13 protein-coding genes and 2 pseudogenes are annotated in these 20626 nt (G+C 72.2%); 7 read left to right on the top strand and 8 right to left on the bottom strand.

Going from position 1 to position 20626, the window contains the following annotated elements:
* Window positions 1-697: 697 nt before the first annotated feature.
* Window positions 698-1744 (bottom strand): annotated as a pseudogene (locus ACQPXD_RS02580) (zinc-dependent metalloprotease); the annotation flags it as partial.
* An 88-nt stretch (window positions 1745-1832) separates the two neighbouring features.
* Window positions 1833-3239: a D-alanyl-D-alanine carboxypeptidase/D-alanyl-D-alanine endopeptidase gene (gene dacB / locus ACQPXD_RS02575; protein ID WP_432843568.1), complete on the bottom strand. Its 1407-nt coding sequence runs from the start codon at window positions 3237-3239 to the stop codon at window positions 1833-1835.
* Between the two features lie 77 nt (window positions 3240-3316).
* Between dacB and ACQPXD_RS02570 the strand changes: the two genes are divergently transcribed.
* A complete protein-coding gene (locus tag ACQPXD_RS02570; protein WP_432834412.1) occupies window positions 3317-3856 on the top strand; it encodes an inorganic diphosphatase in 540 nt (179 codons plus the stop codon).
* A gap of 457 nt (window positions 3857-4313) precedes the next feature.
* Here ACQPXD_RS02570 and eccD read toward each other — a convergent pair whose 3' ends face one another.
* The gene (gene eccD, locus ACQPXD_RS02565; protein WP_432834410.1) at window positions 4314-5651 is read right to left on the bottom strand and encodes a type VII secretion integral membrane protein EccD; all 1338 of its coding nucleotides are present in this window, start codon (window positions 5649-5651) and stop codon (window positions 4314-4316) included.
* A gap of 131 nt (window positions 5652-5782) precedes the next feature.
* Between eccD and eccCa the strand changes: the two genes are divergently transcribed.
* Entirely contained in the window at window positions 5783-9784 is a 4002-nt protein-coding gene (gene eccCa, locus ACQPXD_RS02560) for a type VII secretion protein EccCa (RefSeq protein ID WP_432834409.1), read from the top strand.
* Window positions 9785-11061: 1277 nt separating this feature from the next.
* Window positions 11062-12258 (top strand): type VII secretion-associated serine protease mycosin, encoded by a 1197-nt coding sequence (mycP, locus tag ACQPXD_RS02555; RefSeq protein ID WP_432834407.1) that lies wholly within the window; start codon window positions 11062-11064, stop codon window positions 12256-12258.
* A 28-nt stretch (window positions 12259-12286) separates the two neighbouring features.
* On the opposite strand, the gene ACQPXD_RS02550 is transcribed toward mycP, so the two are convergent.
* From ACQPXD_RS02550 to ACQPXD_RS02530, 5 genes are all read right to left on the bottom strand, one after another.
* Window positions 12287-13432, bottom strand: coding sequence for a MarP family serine protease (locus ACQPXD_RS02550; RefSeq protein ID WP_432843565.1), 1146 nt, complete (start codon window positions 13430-13432; stop codon window positions 12287-12289).
* 49 nt (window positions 13433-13481) lie between these two features.
* Window positions 13482-14135 carry an NUDIX hydrolase gene (locus ACQPXD_RS02545; protein ID WP_432834405.1) on the bottom strand — a complete coding sequence of 218 codons (654 nt, stop codon included), beginning with the start codon at window positions 14133-14135 and terminating at the stop codon, window positions 13482-13484.
* Window positions 14132-14728: a TlpA family protein disulfide reductase gene (locus ACQPXD_RS02540; RefSeq protein WP_432834403.1), complete on the bottom strand. Its 597-nt coding sequence runs from the start codon at window positions 14726-14728 to the stop codon at window positions 14132-14134. Before ACQPXD_RS02540 ends, ACQPXD_RS02545 begins: the two co-directional genes overlap by 4 nt.
* Entirely contained in the window at window positions 14725-15402 is a 678-nt protein-coding gene (gene nth, locus ACQPXD_RS02535) for an endonuclease III (protein ID WP_432843563.1), read from the bottom strand. The genes ACQPXD_RS02540 and nth overlap by 4 nt, the downstream gene beginning before the upstream one ends.
* Window positions 15403-15500: 98 nt before the next feature.
* Complete coding sequence (locus ACQPXD_RS02530) at window positions 15501-16712, bottom strand: CapA family protein (RefSeq protein WP_432843561.1); 1212 nt, start codon at window positions 16710-16712, stop codon at window positions 15501-15503.
* Window positions 16713-17338: 626 nt separating this feature from the next.
* On the opposite strand from ACQPXD_RS02530, the gene ACQPXD_RS02525 reads away from it, so the two are divergent.
* From ACQPXD_RS02525 to ACQPXD_RS02510, 4 genes and pseudogenes are all read left to right on the top strand, one after another.
* Window positions 17339-18016, top strand: coding sequence for a Crp/Fnr family transcriptional regulator (locus ACQPXD_RS02525; protein WP_426509797.1), 678 nt, complete (start codon window positions 17339-17341; stop codon window positions 18014-18016).
* 116 nt (window positions 18017-18132) lie between these two features.
* Window positions 18133-18717 carry a TetR/AcrR family transcriptional regulator gene (locus tag ACQPXD_RS02520; protein ID WP_432834401.1) on the top strand — a complete coding sequence of 195 codons (585 nt, stop codon included), beginning with the start codon at window positions 18133-18135 and terminating at the stop codon, window positions 18715-18717.
* 8 nt (window positions 18718-18725) lie between these two features.
* Window positions 18726-20417, top strand: coding sequence for an acyclic terpene utilization AtuA family protein (locus ACQPXD_RS02515; RefSeq protein WP_432834399.1), 1692 nt, complete (start codon window positions 18726-18728; stop codon window positions 20415-20417).
* Window positions 20418-20590, top strand: a pseudogene (locus ACQPXD_RS02510) (acyl-CoA dehydrogenase family protein); the annotation flags it as partial.
* Window positions 20591-20626: the final 36 nt, after the last annotated feature.

Raw genomic sequence — 20626 nt, 5'->3', positions numbered from 1 at the left:
AGCCGTCGTCACGGCCCCGGGCGCTCCCCCGCGCAGACTCCGCCGCACCGCGTTGCGGACCGCGGCGACGGCCGGCGCGAGCGCGGCCACCCGCTCAGCCGCTGCTGGCAGGCTTGCCCGGCCCGTCGCCGCTCGCCTCGCCATCCGCCGTCGTCTGGCCCGGCTCCGCCTCGTCACTCTCGCTCCCAGGAGCAACGTCGTCACTGTCGCTCACCGCAGGAGGGACGTCCGATTCGCCACCGGCGGCCTCGGCGGGCTCGAAGGCCCCGATCGGCTCCGGCGCGCCGGCCACCTCATCCTCCGCGACCGCGGCCTCGGCGCCCTCAGTCACCGGTGCCGCGGCCGGCTCGTCGACCACCGGCTCCGCCGAAGTCGCCGTGGCCGAGGGCTCGTCGTCGGGGGCCGTGTCGGTGGCGGGGGTGGCGCCGGGCTCGATCTCGGCCGGCTCGTCGCCGGTGCCGGCCGCGGCGGACTCTTGCAGTACCGAATCGGGAGCGGCAACGGCCGAGGACTCTTCCGCGGTCAGGCCCGCCACCTCGGTCGACTCGGCGACGCCGGCCTCCGCGGGGGCGCTGTCGGTCGGCTCGGGGACGGTCGGGACGGGTGCCGGCGGGGGCTCCGTGACCGGCGAAGCTGCGGCGGCCGGGGCGATCGGAGCGGCCGGCGACGCAACGGGGTTCGGGCGGAGGGTCAGCGCGCTCGGGCCGAGGACGCGCACGATCCAGGCCTCGGGGTCGCTCAGCTCGTCGAGGCGCGGGATGGTCAGCGGCGACTGCCAGATCCGGTTGAAGCCCTCCATGCCGACGCGCTCGACGACGGCGTGGACGAACTTGCGGCCCTCGGCATACTGCCGCAGCTTGACGTCGACGCCGAGCAGCTTGCGGATGACGCGGTCGATCGGGTTGCCGGCCTCGCGGCGGCGGTTGAACTTGGAGCGGATCTCCTCGACGCTCGGCACGACCTCCGGGCCGACGCCGTCCATCACGAACTCGGCGTGGCCCTCGAGCACCGTCATCAGCGCCGTCAGCCGGTCGAGCACCGCCTTCTGCCCGGGCGTCTGCACCAGGTCGAGGACGGAGACCCGGCTGTTCGGATCGCGCACGACGTCGGCGAGGGCGCTGACACCGCGACGCAGGCGCTCGGCCATCTGGTCCTGGTTGAGCTGGGAGGCGTCGACGAAGGCGCCGACCTCGCCCAGGAAGTAGCCGCGCATCCAGGGCACGGCGGTGAACTGCACGCGGTGGGTGACCTCGTGCAGGCAGACCCACAGGCGGAAGTCGCGGGCGGGGGCGTTGAGCTTGTGCTCGGCGTCGACGATGTTGGGCGCGACCAGCAGCAACTGCCCGGGGTCGGCGGAGAAGACCTCATATTGCCCGAGGACCTTGCCCGACAGGTAGGCCAGCACGGTGCCGGCCTGCACACCGGTCAGGCGCGAGCCGATGGCCCCGACGATCGCATTCGGCGTCTTGCCGCCGGCGAGCCGCTCCGCCAGCGGCTGAATCACCTGGCGGAGTCCCTCGATGTTGGTGGCGGCCCAGTCGCGGCGGTCGACGACGCGCACCGGCGGGCCCTGGATCATGGCCTTCAGGCCGGTGAACTCCCGGACGTGCCCGGCTGCCTCATCGGCCAGGTCACGCAGGTCGGTGACGGCGTCGGCCGCCTCCTCGTAGGAAACGGCGGGGCCGCTCTTGCCCAGCGCCGCTGCGGTTGCCGCGGCCAGATCCCAATCGACGAACTGCGCCATGAATCAACCGTACCCGCGCGAGGCCAGCGATGCGGGGGGAGGAAACCCTGAGTCAACCCTGATCGACGGCGAGTGAGCCGGGCCGCGCTCAGTGACATCCACATGCGGCAAGAGCTGCGGCAACGCGGTCGAGCGCGATCACGGCCTGGTTGGCGTTGGTGGTCTGGTCGGCCATGAACGCGAACGCCAGGGTCCGCCCGTCGACGTCCACCACGATGCCGGTCAGGGAGTTGACGCCGGTCAATGTCCCGGTCTTCGCGCGCACCAGCCCGGCCGCCGAACCGCCCTCCTGCGCCTTGAGGAACCGCGTCGCGAGCGTGCCCGAATACGCCGCCACCGGCAGCCCGCTGAAGATCGCGTGCAGGTCACCCCGGTCGGCCCGGGCGGCCATGGACAGCACCCCGGTCAGCAACGCGGGCGAGAGCCGGTCGTTACGGGAGAAGCCGCTGCCGTCGACCAGCCCGTAGCCGGTCACCGGCATGCCGAGGTCCTGCAGGACGCCCTTCATCGCCGCCGCCGCGCCGTCGAACGACGCCGGCTGGTTCTTGGCGAGGGCGACCTGCCGGGCGAGCGAGTCGGCGAGCACGTTGTCGCTCTCCTGCAGCATGAACTCGACCATGCGGGCCACCGGCGCCGACTCGACCTTGCCCAGTTGCTTCGCGCCCTGCGGCGCCGTGCCAGGCCCGACGGCGTTGGTGGGCACCCCGAGGAGCTTGGCGAACGCCTGCGCGGCCTGCAGGTCCGGCTGGGCGTACCGATCGGAGTATTTGGTGGCTTTTGTCCGGCCACCTTCGGTCATGAGTGGCGTGATGACCGCGCCGGACCCGCCGGTGGTCGCATCGGCGTCCCAGCCCGGCCCGATCCCAGGCCCGCTGAACACCGATACGTCGTAGGTGACCTTGGTGGATACGACGTCGCCGAGCGACTGCTTCACCTGCGCGGCGAGGTCGTCCAGACGGGCCGCGCCGGGATAGTACGACGTCGGGAAGACCCCCAGCGTCGGGTCGCCACCGGCGATGATCACGACCTCGCCGGGCTGCGCTCCGGCCACCACCCGAGTTTGGATACGGTACGCCGGGCCACGCGTCGCCAGCACGGTCGCCGCCGTCACCACTTTGGTGGTCGACGCCGGCGTCATCGCGGCGTCCTGCTCGGCGGAGAAGATCGACTTTCCGGTCGTCACGTCAACCACCGACGCGGTGATGTGCGGCCCGAGCGCCTGCGCGCCGAGCAGCGGCGTGAGCGCCGCCGAGACTCCCGACTGGGTCGGCACCGGCGCCTGGCCGTCCGTCGCGGCGAGCACGGGCGGCGGCGCCTTGGGCGGGGTACCGGCCCGCCAGGCCGCCGCCGGCGCGTCCGTCAGCCCGAGCGCGCGGACCACCTCCGGCCCCGCGAACACGCCGGTCAGCGCCGCCGCCAGCGCCACGACCAGCGCGACGACAGCGGCGACCAGGCCCGCCCGCCCGCCCGGCTGTGGTGTTTCCCTCGCCACCAGACCCTCCCCGTATCGCGTCACGGTGCTGTACGGGAGACTAAATGGTCGGCGCAGCGGTGCGAAGGTGAGGAGTCGTCATGGACTTCGACGTCACGGTCGAAATCCCCAAGGGTCAGCGCAACAAGTACGAGGTTGACCACGCCACAGGCAGGATCCGTCTGGACCGGACGCTGTTCACCTCCACGCAATACCCGGCCGACTACGGCTACATCGAGGGCACACTCGGTCAGGACGAGGACCCGCTCGACGCTCTGGTCCTGGTCCAGTCGCCCACCTTCCCGGGCTGCCTGATCCGCTCCCGCGCGATCGGTATGTTCCGCATGACGGACGAGAAGGGCGGCGACGATAAGGTCCTGTGCGTCCCCGCGGACGACCCCCGGCTGGAGCACCTGCGGGACATCCACCACCTGGGCGAGTTCGACCGCCTCGAAATCCAGCACTTCTTCGAGGTCTACAAGGACCTGGAGCCCGGCAAGAGCGTCGAGGGCGCGACCTGGGTCGGCCGCGTCGAGGCGGAGGCCGAGATCATCGAGTCGCGCCGCCGCTACAAGGACGCCATCGCCTCCGGCACCTACCACGACCCGGGCGTCGCCCCGATCGCCCGCCCGATCGAGTAGCCACCGGTCCCCGATGAGCGCCCGGCCCCGCGGGACCCGGGCGCTCATTCTTTTTCTCTCCGCCCTGCACATCCCGCCGCTCACCCAATTCATTCGCACCCGCAGACCTCGCCGCTCACAATTCCTTGGCACCCTGTAGACCTCGCCGCCTCGCAATTCCTTGCCCCGGCAGACGTCGCCGCCCTCGCAATTCCTTGGCACCCGGCAGACTTGGCCGCCACCCAACTCCGTCGCATTCGGCAGACCCCGGCGCTCGCCGTTTCCGCTCGGCTCCGCAGAACCCGGGCGCTGCCTCTGCGCCCCGCGGACCCTGATGTTCACGGTTTCCCCCGGCTTTACGGACTTCGGGCCTTCGCCCTTCCGCCACGCGGACCCTAACGCTCACCGCTTCGCCCGAACCTTGCGGAGCACAGGCGTTCACCCGTCCCCCCACCCGGCGGCCCGGACAGATATGGCCCTAGGTAAACAAGCCATACAGCCCCAGGACGGCACAGGCGAGCGGCACCACCGCCACCACACACAGCGTGTCCAGCAGATCGGCGGCCCGCCCCGCGTAGGGCGACGCCGGCCGCACCGCCGCTCGGGCGCCCGCGACGACGATGATCAGCGCCACCACCGGCACCACCGCCGCAATCAACCGGACGCCGATCGGCGCGAACAACGCAAGGAGCACAAACCCCGCCGCACCGGCGAAGATCAGCGGCAAGCGCTGGCGAACGGTGAGGAACGTCCGCGCCCGCAACAGCAGCGCCGCGCCCGCCACCGCGACGAGCACCATGCCCGAGATGTCGCCGGAGCGGGCGAGCACGAGCGATGCCGCGGCGCCGGCGACCGCCAGGCCGAACAGCATCCCGGTGAGCATCTCGTCGGTGCGGGCGACGGCGGCGAAGATCTGGAAGCGGTTCGCCGCCCCCGACAGCCCTCGGCCGCTGGCGGCCAGGTCGCTGGGCAGGGCAACAATCGGCATAGGCAGCTTGCCGAGCCGGATGGCCAGCAACGGTATCGCCGCCACGCCCGCCACCAGCACGGCAAGGACGACCGCGGCCGCCGCGGCAGGTCGGGTCGCCGTGGCGAGCAGGCCTCCGCCCGCGCCGAGCAGGCCTGCGGTAGCGCCGGCCACGAAAATGCGTAACAAGTGGGCGACACCGACCGCGGCCACCAGCGCGGCGAGCAGGAGTGCGACGGCGGCGAGCAGCGCACGGCCGGCCGGGGTGGCGGGCTCCGGCGCGCCGAGCCATCCCCCGGCCGCCGCGAAGGGCAGGGCGAACGCGGCCAGGCAGCCGCCGAAACCCGCGTCACCGTAGGCGCGCGAGGCCGTGATCCCCGCGAGGACCAGCCCGACAGCGACGGCGGCGGCCACCAGCGGCAGGTCGGACCGGACCGCCGCGACGAGCGCCACCGCGAAACCCGCACCGGCCACCGCGAGCGCCGTTGCCCTGGTGGCGGCCGAACTCCAGGCCACACCCTGCCTGCGGGCCCCGGCGGCGATCGCCTCCACCATGTCGTCGTATTCGAGCTCGGGCCAGCCCGTCCGCGCCGGGACCAGGTGCAAGACAGCGCCGTCGCGGATGCCCTGCGCGGCGAGCCCCACGGCGGTCGACAGCGTCGTGCCATCGGCGCGGCGCAACAGCCAGCCGCCGTGCCGCTCCCCGTCGTCGGCGAGCCCGTCCCCCGCATGCTGCAGCAACTCGGGAAGCAGTTCTGCCAGCGGTACCCCATCAGGCACCGCAACATCGACGCGCCGCTGTGGCGCGTTGATCGTAATGCGGGCCAATCCGGCCGCGGCGATGGACATGGCGATAGAGGTATCACGATGCCAGGGCTCGCGGTGTCCCGAGCGCCCGACGACTTCACACAGTGACGAACTCGTCACGAATCCTCGGCCGGGACTCGAAACTGTCGTACCCCGGCCCTAAAGTCCCCGGCGTGACAACGATGGTCGTCAAAAGATCGCCGCGCCGGCCCGCTCCGGAGATACCGAGTGGGGAGCTCGTCGTGCAGGCGCCGCCGGAGATCCCGTCGGCTCCCGCATCACGGTGGCAGCAGATGATCCAAGTGGTGCCGATGCTGACCGGGACGATCGCGACGGCGCTGCTGTTCGCGGGGCGCGACGGCGGTGCCTATTCGTATGTCATCGGCGCGATCTTCGGCTTCTCCACGCTGGGCATGCTGTTCACCTCCGCCGGCACCGGCACCCCGAAGAAGGCGGAGATGATTGCGGCCCGCCGCGAGTATTTGCGTCATCTGGCCACGCTGCGGGCCCGCGTCCGCGACACGGTCGCCAAGCAGCGCGTCGGCTTGCACTATCGCCAGCCCGATCCGCACTCGCTGTGGTCGGCGGCGGACAGCTTCCGGCTGTGGGAGCGCCGGCCGGCCGACGGCGACTTCGCGGTCGTCCGGGTCGGAGTCGGGCCTCAGACGCTGGCCACGCCGCTGATCCCGCCCGTGACCCGGCCGCTGGAGGAGCTCGAGCCGATGACCGCGGCGGCGCTGCGCCGGTTCCTGGATGCGTATTCGGTGGTCCGCGACCTGCCGGTGGCGATCTCGATGCGCAGCTTCGCGCGGATCTACCTGCGCGCGGACCGGGCCCGCCCCGGATCCCACGGCAGCATCGGCCTGTCCGGCCTGCACGACCCGGCGCGGGCGCTGGCCAGGGCCGTGCTCGCCCAGCTCACCGTGTTCCATGCGCCCGACGATCTGCTGGTCGCGGTATGCGTGGCGCCCGAGCGGCGCGACTGGTGGGAGTGGACGAAGTGGCTGCCGCACGCGCTGCACCCGAGCCGCACCGACGCCGTCGGACCCGTCCGGCTGTTCGCTGACACCGCGAAGGAGTTGGAGGAGCGCCTCGACGACCTGCTGCGCAGCCGCGGCCGATTCGACGCCGGCCCGGTCCGGGGCAAGGTCGCCGCGCCGCACGTGGTCGTGCTGCTCGACGGCGGCGACCTGTCCGGCAGCGGCCACCTCGGCACCGACGGCGGCATCGAGGGCGTGACCTTGATCGACGTCGACGGAGAGCCGCCCCGGCTGCTGGACCGGTCGGCGATCATCCTCGACGCGTCGGACGGCGACCTCACCACGATCTCCGCCGACAGCGACATCGCGGAGCCCGAGCCACCGATCGGCATCGCCGACGTGCTCGAGCCGGCCGAGGCGGAGGCGGTGGCGCGCCGACTGGCGCCGCTGCGGCTGGCGCATACCGGCGGCGGCGAACAACAGGCGGGAGACACCCGGGAGTCCAACGCCGACGCGGACTTTCCCGCGCTGCTCGGCATCGGTGACCCGGAGACACTTGACATCGCGTCGGCGTGGGCGCTGCGGCCACACCGCGACCGGCTGCGGATCGCGATCGGCGTCGGGCCGCAGGGACAGCCGGTCGACCTGGATCTCAAGGAGTCGTCCGAGGACGGCATGGGGCCGCACGGGCTGCTGATCGGCGCCACCGGCTCCGGGAAGTCGGAGTTGCTGCGCACGCTGGTGCTCGGGCTGGCGGCGACGCACTCGTCCGAGACCCTCAACTTCGTGCTCATCGACTACAAGGGCGGGGCGACGTTCGCGCGGATGGACCGGCTGCCGCATGTGGCGGCGTTCATCTCCAACCTGCGCTCCGAGTTGCTGCTGGTCGACCGGATGTCCGACGCGATCACCGGTGAGGTGGTCCGCCGGCAGGAGGTGCTGCGCCGGTCCGACTACGACTCGGTGCGTGACTACGAGCGCGCCCGGGCCGGCGGGGCGCCGCTCGCCCCGCTGCCCAGCCTGCTGATCGTGTGCGACGAGTTCAGCGAGCTGCTGGAGGCCAAGCCCGACTTCATCGACCTGTTCGTGCAGATCGGGCGGGTCGGCCGGTCGCTGGGCATGCATCTGCTGCTCGCCTCGCAGCGGCTGGAAGAGGGGCGGCTGCGCGGGCTGGACACGCACCTGTCGTACCGGATCGGGCTGCGCACGTTCACGTCGCTCGAGTCGCGGACGGTGCTGGGTGTGCCCGACGCGTATGAGCTGCCCAAGAAGCCCGGCGGCCACGGCATCCTCAAGTCCGGCACGGAGCCGCTGACCAGGTTCAAGGGCGCCTACGTCGGCGGCCCCTGGCGACGGAGCGGGCGGGCGGCGACCGTCTCGGTCGGTGGGCGGCCACGGGTGATGCCGTATGGCACGCGGTTCGTTCCGCCGCCGCCGGCACCAGCCGCCGAGGTGGAGACGGTCGAGGCGCCCGAGGGCGAGAGTTTGCTGGACGTTGTGGTCGAGCGGCTCGCCGGCCAGGGCGTGCCGGCGCACCAGGTGTGGCTGTCGCCGCTGGCGAGCTCAGCGCCGCTCAACGACCTGCTGGGGCCGGCGGCGGCCGACCCGGTCCGCGGGCTGACGGTCGCCGACCGGCAGCTGCACGGGGCCCTCCAGGTGCCGCTGGCGCTCATCGACAATCCGCTCGAGCAGCGGCGCGACGTGCTGTGGTTCCGGCTCGACGGCGCGCAGGGGCACGTGGCGGTGATCGGCGGTCCCCGCAGCGGCAAGTCCGTGGCGCTGCGCACCCTGGTCACCGCGCTCACGCTGACGCACACGCCGGCCGAGGTTCAGGTGTATTGCCTCGACTTCGGCGGCGGGCAGCTGGCCGGGCTGCGCGACCTGCCGCACGTCGGCGGCGTCGCCGGTCGGCTCGACACCGCGGCCGTCCGGCGCACCGTCGGTGAGGTGTCGGCGCTGCTCGCCGCCCGGGAGCAGCTCTTCGCCTCCGCCGGGATCGACGGCATGGCGACCTACCGCCGTCGGCGGGCCGCGGGTGGTGGCGTCGACGACGGCTGGGGCGACGTCTTCCTCGTGATCGACGGCTGGCCGAGCGTGCGCAAGGACTACGAGGAGCTCGAGTCCGTGCTGCTCGACATCGCGACCAGGGGGTTGTCGTATGGAATCCATTTGGCGGTGTCCGCGTCGCGCTGGATGGATCTCCGCATGAACTTCCGCGACCTGTTCGGCGCGCGCGTCGAGCTGCGCCTCGGCGACGTGTCCGACTCGCTGGCCTCGCGCAAGGCGGCCGCCGGCGTGCCGCAGGACGCGCCCGGGCGCGGCATCACCGCCGAGGGGCTGCACCTGCTGGTGGTCGAGCCACGATTGACCGGCGGCGAGCCGGCCGGTCTCGTGCGGTCGATCGCCTCGGCGTGGCCGGGCGCGCCCGCGCCGCGGGTGCGGCTGCTGCCCGCGGAGGTGCCGCACTCCGAGATCGCCGGCGACGCCGACCCGGCGAACCGCTTCGCGCTGCCGATCGGCATCGCGGAGTCCGACCTTCGGCCGGTCCGGGTGGACTTCGCCAGTGAGCCGCACTTCATGGCGTTCGGCGACGCCGAGTCGGGCAAGTCGACGCTGCTGCGCGGGATCGCGACCTCGATCAGCACACGGTTCACGCCGGAGGAGGCGCGGATCGTCCTGATCGACTACCGGCGCAGCCTGCTCGGCGCGGTGCGCACGGAGCACCTGATCGGCTACGGCACCGGCGCGCAGCAGACCGAGGAGCTGATCGCCTCCGTCGCCGACTACATGGAGCGCCGCCTGCCGGGCCCGGACCTCACCGAGGAGCAGTTGCGCACGCGCAGCTGGTGGAGCGGGCCGCAGTGCTTCGTGCTGGTCGACGACTACGACCTGGTGGCGACCGGATCGAGCAACCCCCTACAGGCGCTCGTGCCGTATCTCGCCCAGGCCCGCGACATCGGCCTGCACCTGATCCTGACCCGCCGCAGCGGCGGCGCCGCCCGCGCGCTGTACGAGCCCGTGCTGCAGCGCCTGAAGGAGCTGGCCTCGCCCGGCCTGATCATGTCCGGCGACCGCGACGAGGGCGTGCTGCTGGGCAGCGTCCGCTTCGGCCCGCTGCCACCGGGCCGCGGCCGCCTCGTGACGAGACGAGAGGAGGGCACTCTGATCCAGGTAGCGAACCTCCCGCCCGCCTGACCGCGGTCCAACCCACGCCCGCCTTCTCGCCGCGAGCGCACCGCCGACGCACCTGCGGCCCCGCCGAAGAACCGCACGGCGGGGACCACGTCCGCGGGCGTGGTGTATGAGGTGGCCAGCGCTTGATCGTGGTGGTCTGCTGTCGAGCAGCGGCCGGTTCGGTGGGCGGCCGGTGCCCTGCCCGTGCGGTAGTGCTCGGCGCGCAGCGACCATGGGGTGCCCGCCACGGACCGGGACCGGCATGGACGGGGGACTCCGCGTGCGGCCGGGCGGCCGGGCGGCCGGGGTGCAGCCACGGTGCCGCGACCGCGCCCCGCAACCCCGCGCTGGCCTGTGCCGCCCACGAGCCGGCACCACCAGCGCCGCCATGCCGCCGGCGACCGCGCTACCCGCCGGCGACCGCACCGCCCGTCAGCGACCGAGCACGCGGCAGCGCGACACAGCCCGGCGACCATGTCGACCGGATAGCCGCCGGACCGGTGGGCGAGCAGGCCGGTCGTCCACTCGCGCTGTAAGTCGGCGACCGCGCTACCCGTCCTGCCCGTCCAGGCGAGCGCGATCCGCGATCCGCGATCACGGTTCCACACGGCGGGCCGCGATCAGGTCCCACACGGCTGGCGCTGCGCGCCGCGGAGCGAAGCGGCTGAAAGTCTCCGCGATCATGCCGCACCCGCTGCCGACACCAACGGTTTTTCATGATCACGGAGTGATCATGTACACCCGTGTACCACAAGTCTCCGGGATCATGGCAAACCCGGGGTGCGGCCACGGCGGGCAGCATGATCACGGAGACATACGTCCGGCCCGGCTACACCGATCGGGTGCTCGCCCGACGCGGCGGGGCATCCGCAACGTCCGCCCCTGCCGGGCCGCCCCGGGGACCGGTCGAGCGCCGATGACCGCGGTAACCAGCGGCGGACAGCGGGGTGCAGTTGCGGTGGTCGCCGGATGCCGACTGGCAGCAGCCGCCACGATCAGGCGTGGGCCAACTCATGTACCACGCCAGCGGGCGCGATCGGGGTCGGGAGGGTGCCGGGGGGACTCGTGGTGGCCGGAGGGTGACTCAGGTGGGATCGACGGGGGTGGGTGTGCCGTCATGGTGCCGGTGCTGTCCCACGTTTTGGCGAGGTCTGTCGAGAGGCCTGACAGATCGGGGCAACACGGTCCAGAATGGCTCCATCGCGCCTACCTTCGTCGCCCGCGCCGCCGGCCGTGTCCTTGCTTTGGGGCTGTCGGCGGCGCTCGGCTGTGCGGTGGGAGTTGGGGTGGCGCCGGGGGTGGCGGTCGCCGATCAGGTGCGGAGCGAGCAGTGGCAGCTCGCCGCGCTCGATGCTCGGGACGCCTGGAAGGTGTCTACCGGTAAGGGCGTGATCGTCGCGGTCATCGACAGTGGGGTTGACGCGCGGCATCCCGATCTTGTCGGGCAGGTGTTGCCGGGGATCGATCTTGTTGATCCGGGGAGCGGGGATGAGGCGGCGGTCGATCCCGTCGGGCATGGTACGACCGTTGCGGCGCTGATCGCGGGGAGTAGCCGGGACAACGCCGGGGTTGAGGGGATCGCGCCCGAAGCCAAGATCCTGCCGATCCGGGTGCTGGACAAGGAGAACAAGTACGACGACCCGGCCGTTGTCGCGCGGGCCGTGCGGTGGGCGGTGGATCACGGGGCCTCGGTGATCAACCTGTCGCTGGGTGGGGCGTTGCGCAGTGAGGCCATCGCGGCGGCGCTGCGGTATGCGGCGCTGCATGACGTGGTGGTCGTTGCCTGCACGGGGAACACCGCTACCGATCCGTCGATCCACCAGGTCTGGTACCCGGCGCGGGAGCCCGGCGTGATCGCGGTGGCCGGGCTCGGGGCGACGCGGGCGGGCAAGGGTTCCGACGCGCTCTGGTCCGGGTCGCTGACCGGGCCCGAGACCGTGCTGACGGCGCCTGCGGTGAATCTCACCGGGGCGAAGCCCGGCGGCGGGTACTGGCAGGTTCAGGGCACGAGCTTCGCGGCGCCGCTGGTGGCGGGAGTGGCCTCGCTGGTGCGGGCGCGGTATCCGGGGATGAGCGCGGCGAACGTGATCAACCGGCTGATCGGCACCGCCAAGGATCTGGGGCCGAAGGGGCGGGACGATCAGTTCGGGTACGGCGAGGTGGACCCGGTCGCGGCGCTGCGCGACAGCGTCCGGGAGGTGTCCACGAATCCGCTGAACCATGCGCCCGGGTGGCCGGGCGTCGGGCCGAGCGGGAGTGCCGGCGCGGACGATGACGCGGGCGGGCGGGGGCCGGGGTCGCCGATCCGGCAAGGCGGCGCGGCGCCGATGCCGACCGCTTCGGCGGGCGAGCTCGACATCGACGGGCTGGCCGGCGATCGGGCCGGGGCCAGCGCGGTCGCCGGGCTGGCGGCCATGCTGCTGATCCTGGTCGGCGGTGCGGCCGGGGTGTTACTGCACCACCGGCGCCGCACCAAGCGCGCGAAAATCCTCTAGGAGCGGTCAGGGCCGGAGCAACGAAGCGCTAGGCGCACTTCCCGGTGCTGGTGCCGTCCGTGTGTTCCTTGCCGGCCTCGGCGACGACCGCGGCCTCGTCCGCGGTCACCGCGAAGCCCGTCTGCGGGTCGTCCGCCGCCGCGGCGAAGATGATGCCCAGGACCTGGCCGTCGGGCGACAGGAGCGGGCCGCCCGAATTGCCGGAGCGGACCAGGGCGCGGATGGTGTAGATCTCGCGGGTGACCTTGCCGTCCTCGTAGATGTCCGGGCCGGTGATGTTGCGGTGGTCGCGGATGCGGGCGGACTGGGCATCGTACGGGCCGTCGAGCGGGTAGCCCAGGACGATCGCGTCCGCGTTGGAGTCCGACTTCTTGGCGGCGAACGGCATGATCGGCGCGTTGAGGTTCTTCACGTAGAGGACCGCGATGTCGCGCTCCGGGTCGTAGGCGACGACCGTGGCGGGCAGCGGGCGCGACGAGCCGTCGACCAGGATGCTGACCGTCTTGGTGCCGGCGACGACGTGGGCGTTGGTCATCACGCGGTTCTGGGCGTAGACGAAGCCTGAGCCCTCGATGCGCCGGGAGCAGCTCGGGGCCTGGCCCAGGACCTTGACCACGGACTTCTTGGACTTCTTGACCAGCTCCGAGCCGGCCAGCTGCGGGTCGGGCGGCGAGACGTCCTTGACCCGGGTCGGGGACAGGCCGTCGAAGACATCCGGGAAGCCTCGGGTGTCGACCGTGTCGCGGAGGGCCTGCGACAGGGCGTCGGCCTGCGCCGGCATGGCCTTGTCGACGACGTTCAGGATGATCGAGTTGCTGACCGAGCGGGCCAGCCAGGGCAGCGACGAGGCGCTCAGCGGCGCGGCGACGAGCCAGACGACGAGCAGGACGGCGACGACCGAGACGACCGCGCCGCCGGCGTTGTCGATGGCCTGGGCGTTGCGGCTGACGATCGCGCTGCGCAGCCGGTTGCCGACGAAGCTGGCCAGGGCCTGGCCGGCGACCGCCAGGCCGAAGACCGCGGAGAGCGAGATCACCACGCGTGCCGCGTCGGACTCGAAGTAGTCGGCGACCAGCGGGCCGAGCTGCAAGCCCAGCAGCGCACCGCCGAAGAAGCCGACGAATGACAGCAGACCAACGAGGAACCCCTGGCGGTAGCCGTTGATGGCAAACATCACCACGAGGAGCAAGAGGACGATATCGATCACGCTGCCAGACACGCATTCACGGTACCGGGGCGGCACCAGATGTCGGCATCTCCTCCACCCGGCCGGTCGGCCAATCCACCGCCCACCCGCCGAGTTCCAGCAGCGTAGAGAGCACTCCGGCGGTAAATCCCCAGACCAACATGTCGTGAATCCGAAACGCCGGGCCGATCCAGCCGCTCGGGTGGCGCAGCCGCAGCCGGTGCGCGGGGTCGACCAGCTCGCGGATGGGCAGGCGCTCGACGCGGGCCACCTCGCGCGGGTCGGCGGGGCCGACCGGGTGTGGCGCGCGCCACCAGGCGAGCACCGGCGTGACCAGGAAGTTACTCACCGGGATCCATAGCGTGGGCAGGGTCGCGACGACCTCGACCGTGCTCGGGTCCAGGCCGACCTCCTCCTCGGCCTCGCGCAGCGCGCAGGCGACCGTGTCGGCGTCGCCCGGGTCGACCGCACCACCGGGGAAGGCCGGCTGGCCGGCGTGGTTGCGCATGGTCGCGGCGCGCTGCAGCAGCAGCACGTCGGGGCCGGTGGCCGGGTCCTCGCCAAAGAGGATGAGCACCGCGCTCTGCCGCCGCCCCTCGCCGTCCGGCGTGGGCAGCCGCGTGTAGTCGGACGCCGCGCTGTCGCGGACGCGTGTCAGCAACGGCTCGAACCAATCCGGCAGATCGGTCATACCGCCACCCCGAGGTACCGCTGCGTCAGCTCCTGCAACCGCGCCTCCGTGAGCGGCTCGCCCTGATATGTGTAGGCGATGCGGCCGCCCGGCGTGACGAACAGCGTAGCGGGCAGGGTCACCAGTGCCTTGGACACCAGCGGGCTGGCCGCGATCGCGAACTGCTGCCCCTGGTCCTCGAGCATCGGGAAGGTCAGCCGCTTGGCGTCGATGACGGACTGGGCGGAGGCGTGCCGGTCCTTCGTGACCACCCCGACGACCCGCACCCGGCCGGCGCCGTCCGTGGCGAACTGCTGCAGGGCGGGCAGCTCGTAGCGGCACGGGTCGCAGTAGGAGGCCCACAGGTTGACCACGGTCGGCGTGCCGCCGAGGTCGGCGACGTCGGTGTACCGGCCGCCGGAGAAGCACGGCAGCGCCATCGCCGGCAGTGCCGGTCCGGATTCGGTACCCCCGGAAGGCGCCGCCGAGGGCGCGACGCGCTCGATGCAGCGGGGTCCGGCCGGCGCGCCCGCGTCGGCCGGGGCCTGGACATCGGCGGAGCAGGCCGGGAGCGCGAACAGCAGCGCCACGACCACCAGCAGCGGCGCCCTCATAGCACCAGCTCGGCGAGCTCGGCGGCGCGCGGGCCCTTGAGCAGCTTGACCGCCTCCTCGACCGCGGTCGGGCCGATGCCGTAGGACGGGCAGTCCTTGCGCAGCGTGCACGCCCCGCAGGCGGGCTTGCGCGCGTGGCAGACCCGCCGGCCGTGGAAGATCACGCGGTGCGAGAGCATGGTCCAGTCGCGAGGCTCGACGAGTACCGCCACCCCAAACTCGATCTTCACCGGATCGGTCTCGGTGGTCCAGTGCCAGCGCTGGGTCAGCCGCGAGAAGTGCGTGTCGACGGTGATGCCGGGCACATCGAAGGCGTTGCCGAGGATCACGTTGGCGGTCTTGCGGCCGATGCCGGGCAGCGCGGTGAGCTCGGTCAGCGTGCCGGGGATCTCGCCGTCGTGCCGCTCGACGAGCGCCCGGCCCAGCTTGATCAGCGAGTCGGTCTTGTTGCGGAAGAAGCCGGTCGGCCGGATCAGCTCCTCCATCTCCATCCGGTCGGCCCCGGCATACGCGACGGCGTCCGGATAGCGCGCGAACAGCTTCGGCGTCACCTGGTTGACTCGCTCGTCGGTGCACTGGGCGGAGAGGATCGTGGCGACGGCGAGCTCGAGCGGGCTGGTGAAGTCCAGCTCGCAGTGCGCGTCGGGGTGGATGGTCGCGAGGGCGCGCGACATCCGCCGCGCCCGTCGCTTCAGCGCCAACGCGGTCTCGGTCACGCAACGACAATACGTCGCCCGCGACCGAGACCCCGATCGAGCGATGGCCGCGAACCTCAGGCGGCCGGCGGCGTGATGGTGCCGTCGTCGGCGATCTTGGCGCCGGTGCTGGGGAAGTCCTGCTTGGTCAGGTTGGACACGAACGGGATGGCCTGCTTTTTCGGGTCAGGCTTGGGCAGGCCCGGGGAGACCATGTAGGTGGCGGTCAGCGAGCCGCTCTTCCACGTGCCGTCACCGAGCAGCTGGACCTTGAGCACGCCGCCGATGCCGACGGTGCCGTTGTAGCCCAGCGCCTTGTAGCCGGCGAAGTTGCCCAGGCTGTAGGCGATCAGCCGGCCCTTGTAGAACTCCATCGCGCGCATGACGTGCGGGCCGTGGCCGATGACCAGGTCGGCGCCGGCGTCGACGACCCGGTGGCCGAAGGCGATCGGGTCGCAGCGGTTCTCCCCGAGGAACATCTCGGTGCCGGGCTTGACGTGCGTCTTGTCCGCACCCTCGGCGCCCTGGTGGACCTGGACGACGACGATGTCGGCCTTGGTCGCCGCCTCCTTGATGATCTTCTCGGCGGCGTCGAGGTCGTAGCAGAGGTTCGACCACTTGTAGGAGGCGAACCCGACCACGGCGATCTTCACGCCCTTGGCCTCGCCGACCGGGATGTCGCCCGGCCAGCCGGTGTACTTGATCCCGGCCCCGTCCAGCGTCTTCTGCGAGTTCTTGTAGCCCACCTCGCCGTAGTCGTAGGCGTGGTTGTTGGCCATGTTCATCAGCTTGAAGCCGGCGTCGGTGAGGTTCTGCACGAAGGCGGGCGGCGTGCGGAAGGCGAAGCAGGTCTTGCCCGCGCTTTCGGCGGAGCACTTGCCCACGCCCGTGTCGTCGGTGAGCACCTGCTCCAGGTTGCCCATCTGGAAGTCGGCGGTGAGGTACTGCTTGACCGGGTCGAAGAACCCCTTGCCGTTGTTCGGCGGCAGCCCGCCGGGGGCCATGCCCATCACGATGTCGCCGGTGGCGCTCAGTGTGATGCCCTCGGCCGGGCCGGGGACGGCGCCGCCGTTGGCCGCCGGCGAGCCGCCGGGCGAGGAGCTGCCGCCGTCCGTCTGGGTCCGGCTCGGGCCCTGTCCGGCGGCCGCGGGCTCCTTGTTGTCGTCGCCACCGAGGAACGTGGCCGCGCCCGCGGTGCCGGCGCCGATGACCACGGCCGCCACGGCGCCGAGGATGATCGCGGTGCGCCGGCCGCCGCCGCGGCGCGCGGGCGGGGGCTCGCCGGGCAGTGGCAGCTTGCGCCGGCCGGCGCGCTCCTCCGGCTGGTATGCCTTGGCGGAGTAGAGGTCCTCGGGGCGGGTCGGGCCGGGGATCGGCTCTCGCCCGCCGCCGTAGACCGGGCCGGTGGACTGGCCGCCGTAGACCGGGCCCGTTGCCTGGCCGCCGTAGACCGGGCCTGTTGCCTGGCCCCCGTACACCGGGCCGGTGGACTGGCCGCCATACACGGGGCCGGTGCCATCCGAGGCTCGGCGCCCTGCGGCAAATCCGTCGAAACGCCCCGAATCCTGGCCGTAACCGTCGTCGGGGGCGCCGCGTTGCCCGTATGAGGGACCTGCGCCGTAGCCGGTCCGCTCGTCTTGCCGCTCCGGCTCGTCCGGCCAGCGGGAGGGTCCGCCGTACACCGTCATGCGAATCCCCACTCCAGCCCTCGGCGACTTGTCCGAGGGGAAGATATCGCACGGCGGCCCGCCCGGGACCACGCTCGCGCGCCACAGACGCGACAGACTCGCCGCAGGTCGGCGAGTATCATGGTCATCCCGCCCAACGTCGGAAACACGACCTCGTATGCATAAACTGACGATCGCGTGGTCGTTTCGAATGCGGGCGACGCGCCGACGGATGTGAGGTGGACACGATGGACGAGGTACTGGCGCGCAGCGGCATCTTCCAAGGAGTCGAGGCCGACGCCGCGGAGTCTCTCGCCAAGGAGATGGAGACGATCGACGTCCGCAAGGGCGAGGTCGTGTTCAGCGAAGGCGAGCCGGGCGACAGTCTTTACATCGTGCTGTCCGGCAAGATCAAGGTCGGGCGCCGGGCGGCGGACGGCCGGCAGAACCTGATCGCCGTAATGGGCCCGAGCGACATGGTGGGTGAACTGTCGCTGTTCGACCCCGGGCCGCGCACCGCCACCGCGACCGCGGTGCTCGACACCCGGCTGGCCCGGCTGCGCAAGCAGGCGTTGCGCCCCTGGCTGACCAACCGGCCGGAGATCGCCGAGCAGCTGCTGCGCGTGCTGGCCCGCCGCCTGCGCCGCACCAACGACTCGCTGGCCGACCTCATCTTCACCGACGTGCCCGGCCGGGTGGCCAAGACGCTGCTGCAGATGGCCGGCCGCTTCGGCACCCGCGACGGCGGCGTGCTGCGGGTCAACCACGACCTGACCCAGGAGGAGATGGCCCAGCTGGTGGGCGCCTCGCGGGAGACGGTCAACAAGGCGCTCGCCGACTTCGCCTCCCGCGGCTGGCTGCGCCTCGACGGCAAGAGCGTGATCATCATGGACCCCGAGCGCCTCGCCCGCCGCGCGCGAGTCTGACCCCCTCCCGATCGGCCGACAGACACCCCTGAGCCGCCCCACCCCAGGGCGGCTTAGCTTTCGGCCAAAAACAAGCAGGCTTGACTGTTTGTTTTTCGTGGTACACCCTGGAAATCATGACCGCACAGCAGGAGCGCAGCCGCGTCACGCAGCGCCGCCTGCTGGAGGCCACCGTCGAGTGCCTTTACGAGTTCGGCTGGTCCGGCGCGACCACCACGGTCATCGCCGAGCGGGCCGGCGTCTCCCGCGGCGCCCAGCTGCACCACTACCCCACGCGGGCCGCCCTGGTGCTGGCCGCCGTGCAGCATCTGGCCGAGCGGCGCGCCGAGGAGATCCGCACCGAGGCCACGGCGCTCAGCGGCGACCGCGCGGAGCGCCTCGACCAGGTCATGGAGCTGCTCACCGCGGCGTTCACCGGCCCGCTGTTCGTCACCGCGCTCGAGGTCTGGGTCGCCGCGCGCACCGACGCGGAGCTGCGCGACGCACTGGTGCCGATCGAGGCCCGGGTCGGCCGCGAGCTGCACCGGCTCACCGTCGAGCTGCTCGGCGCCGACGAGTCCCGCCCCGGCGTCCGCGAGGCGGTCCAGGCCACCCTCGACCTGCTGCGCGGGCTCGGCGTCGCCAACCTGCTGACCGACGACGCGCCGCGCCGCAGGCAGTTGCTCGCCGCCTGGAAACGACAGCTCGCCACGATCGTCTAGGAGCGGCGATGGTACTGCGGATCGGCAACGCCTCCGGCTTCTACGGCGACCGGGCGACGGCCTGGCGCGAGATGCTCGACGGTGGCGAGCTGGACGTGCTGACCGGCGACTACCTCGCCGAGCTGACCATGCTGATCCTGGGCCGCGACCGGCTCAAGGACCCGGCGACCGGCTACGCGAAGACCTTCCTGCGCCAGCTCGAGTCCGTCCTGGGTACCGCGCTGGAGCGCGGCGTCCGCCTGGTGACCAACGCCGGCGGGCTCAACCCGGCCGGCCTGGCCGAGGCGATCCGGGCGCTGGCCACGCGGCTCGGCCTGGCCCCCGCCGTCGCCCACGTCGAGGGCGACGACCTCACCGGCCGGGCCGGCGAGCTGGGCCTGGGCGCGCCGCTGACCGCCAACGCGTACCTCGGCGCGTTCGGCATCGCCGAGTGCCTCGCCGCCGGCGCCGACATCGTCGTGACCGGCCGGGTCACCGACGCCTCGCTGGTCGTCGGGCCCGGCATCGCCCGCTTCGGCTGGACCCGCGACGACCTCGACGCGCTGGCCGGCGCCACGGTCGCGGGCCACGTCCTGGAGTGCGGCGCGCAGGCCACCGGCGGCAACTTCGCCTTCTTCACCGAGCTGCCCGACGGCGCCCGCCGCCCCGGCTTCCCGCTGGCCGAGCTGCATGCCGACGGCAGCGCCGTGATCACCAAGCACCCGGGCACCGGCGGGGCGGTCACCGTCGAGACCGTGACCGCGCAGCTGCTGTACGAGATCGGCGCCCCCGCCTACGCCGGCCCCGACGTCGTCGCCGACTTCGCCAGCATCGCCCTCTCGCCCGACGGGCCGGACCGGGTCCGCATCGGCGGCGTGCGCGGCCTGCCGCCCCCGCCCACGCTGAAGGTCGGCGTCAACGCGCTCGGCGGCTTCCGCAATGCGATGACGTTCGTGCTGTGCGGGCTGCAGATCGAGCGGAAGGCCGAGCTGGTGCGCGCGCAGCTGGTCGAGGCGCTCGGGCCGGACGGCCTGGAGTTCGCCCTGGCCCGCACCGACCGGCCCGACGCCGCGGATGAGTTCTCGGCCAGCGCGCTGCTGACCGTGCACATCAAGGATCGCGACGCGCGGCGGGCCGGGCGGACGTTCTCCCAGGCAGCGGTCGAGCTGGCGCTTGCCTCATACCCGGGCCTGGCTCTCACCGCCCCGCCCGGCGACGCCACCCCGTTCGGCGTCTTCACCAGCCATTTCGTTCCCCAGGACGCCGCTTTCCAGTTGGCGGTACTTCCGGATGGCACCCAACGCGCCATCGATGCGCCGGTAACCACAAATTTGGTGAAATGTCCGAAAAATCAGGACACGCCAGTGTCCGGATTTTTCGGACCTGAACGCAAACGAGCGCCGCTCGGGACGCTGTTCGGCGCCAGATCAGGCGACAAGGGCGGAGACGCCAACATCGGCGTCTGGGCCCGCACCGACCGAGCCTACGAGTGGCTGCGGACCGAGCTGACCGGGGAGCGGCTCAAGGAGTTGCTGCCCGAGACGGCGCCGTTGCCGGTCGAGCGGTACGAACTGGCCAACCTCCGCGCCGTGAACTTCGTGATCCACGGGATCCTCGGCGAGGGCGTGGCGGCCAGCACGCGGTTCGACCCCCAGGGCAAGGCGCTCGGCGAATGGCTGCGCTCCCGGGTGGTCGACCTGCCGGCGGAGCTGCTGCCGTGAGCGATCCGGCAGGTGGTGCGGCACCGGCTCGCCGAGATGGCGCGGTGCTCGGCGTGACCCGCACATATGTCCGCCACGTCGCGGCGCGTGTCGCAAGCGGCGAGCGGCTCGTTACGGAGGTGGCGATGGCGAAGAACACCGCGGTCGCGGCCTGCGACCAGGTCGTCGACGCAGATCATGAACGAGATCATCGCGAAGCAGTTGGGGGT

The organism is Dactylosporangium sp. CA-092794 (assembly GCF_050948465.1).
Classification (GTDB): domain Bacteria; phylum Actinomycetota; class Actinomycetes; order Mycobacteriales; family Micromonosporaceae; genus Dactylosporangium.
The sequence above is the reverse complement of the archived record's forward strand: the minus strand, read 5'-3'. Positions and strand labels throughout refer to the sequence as shown.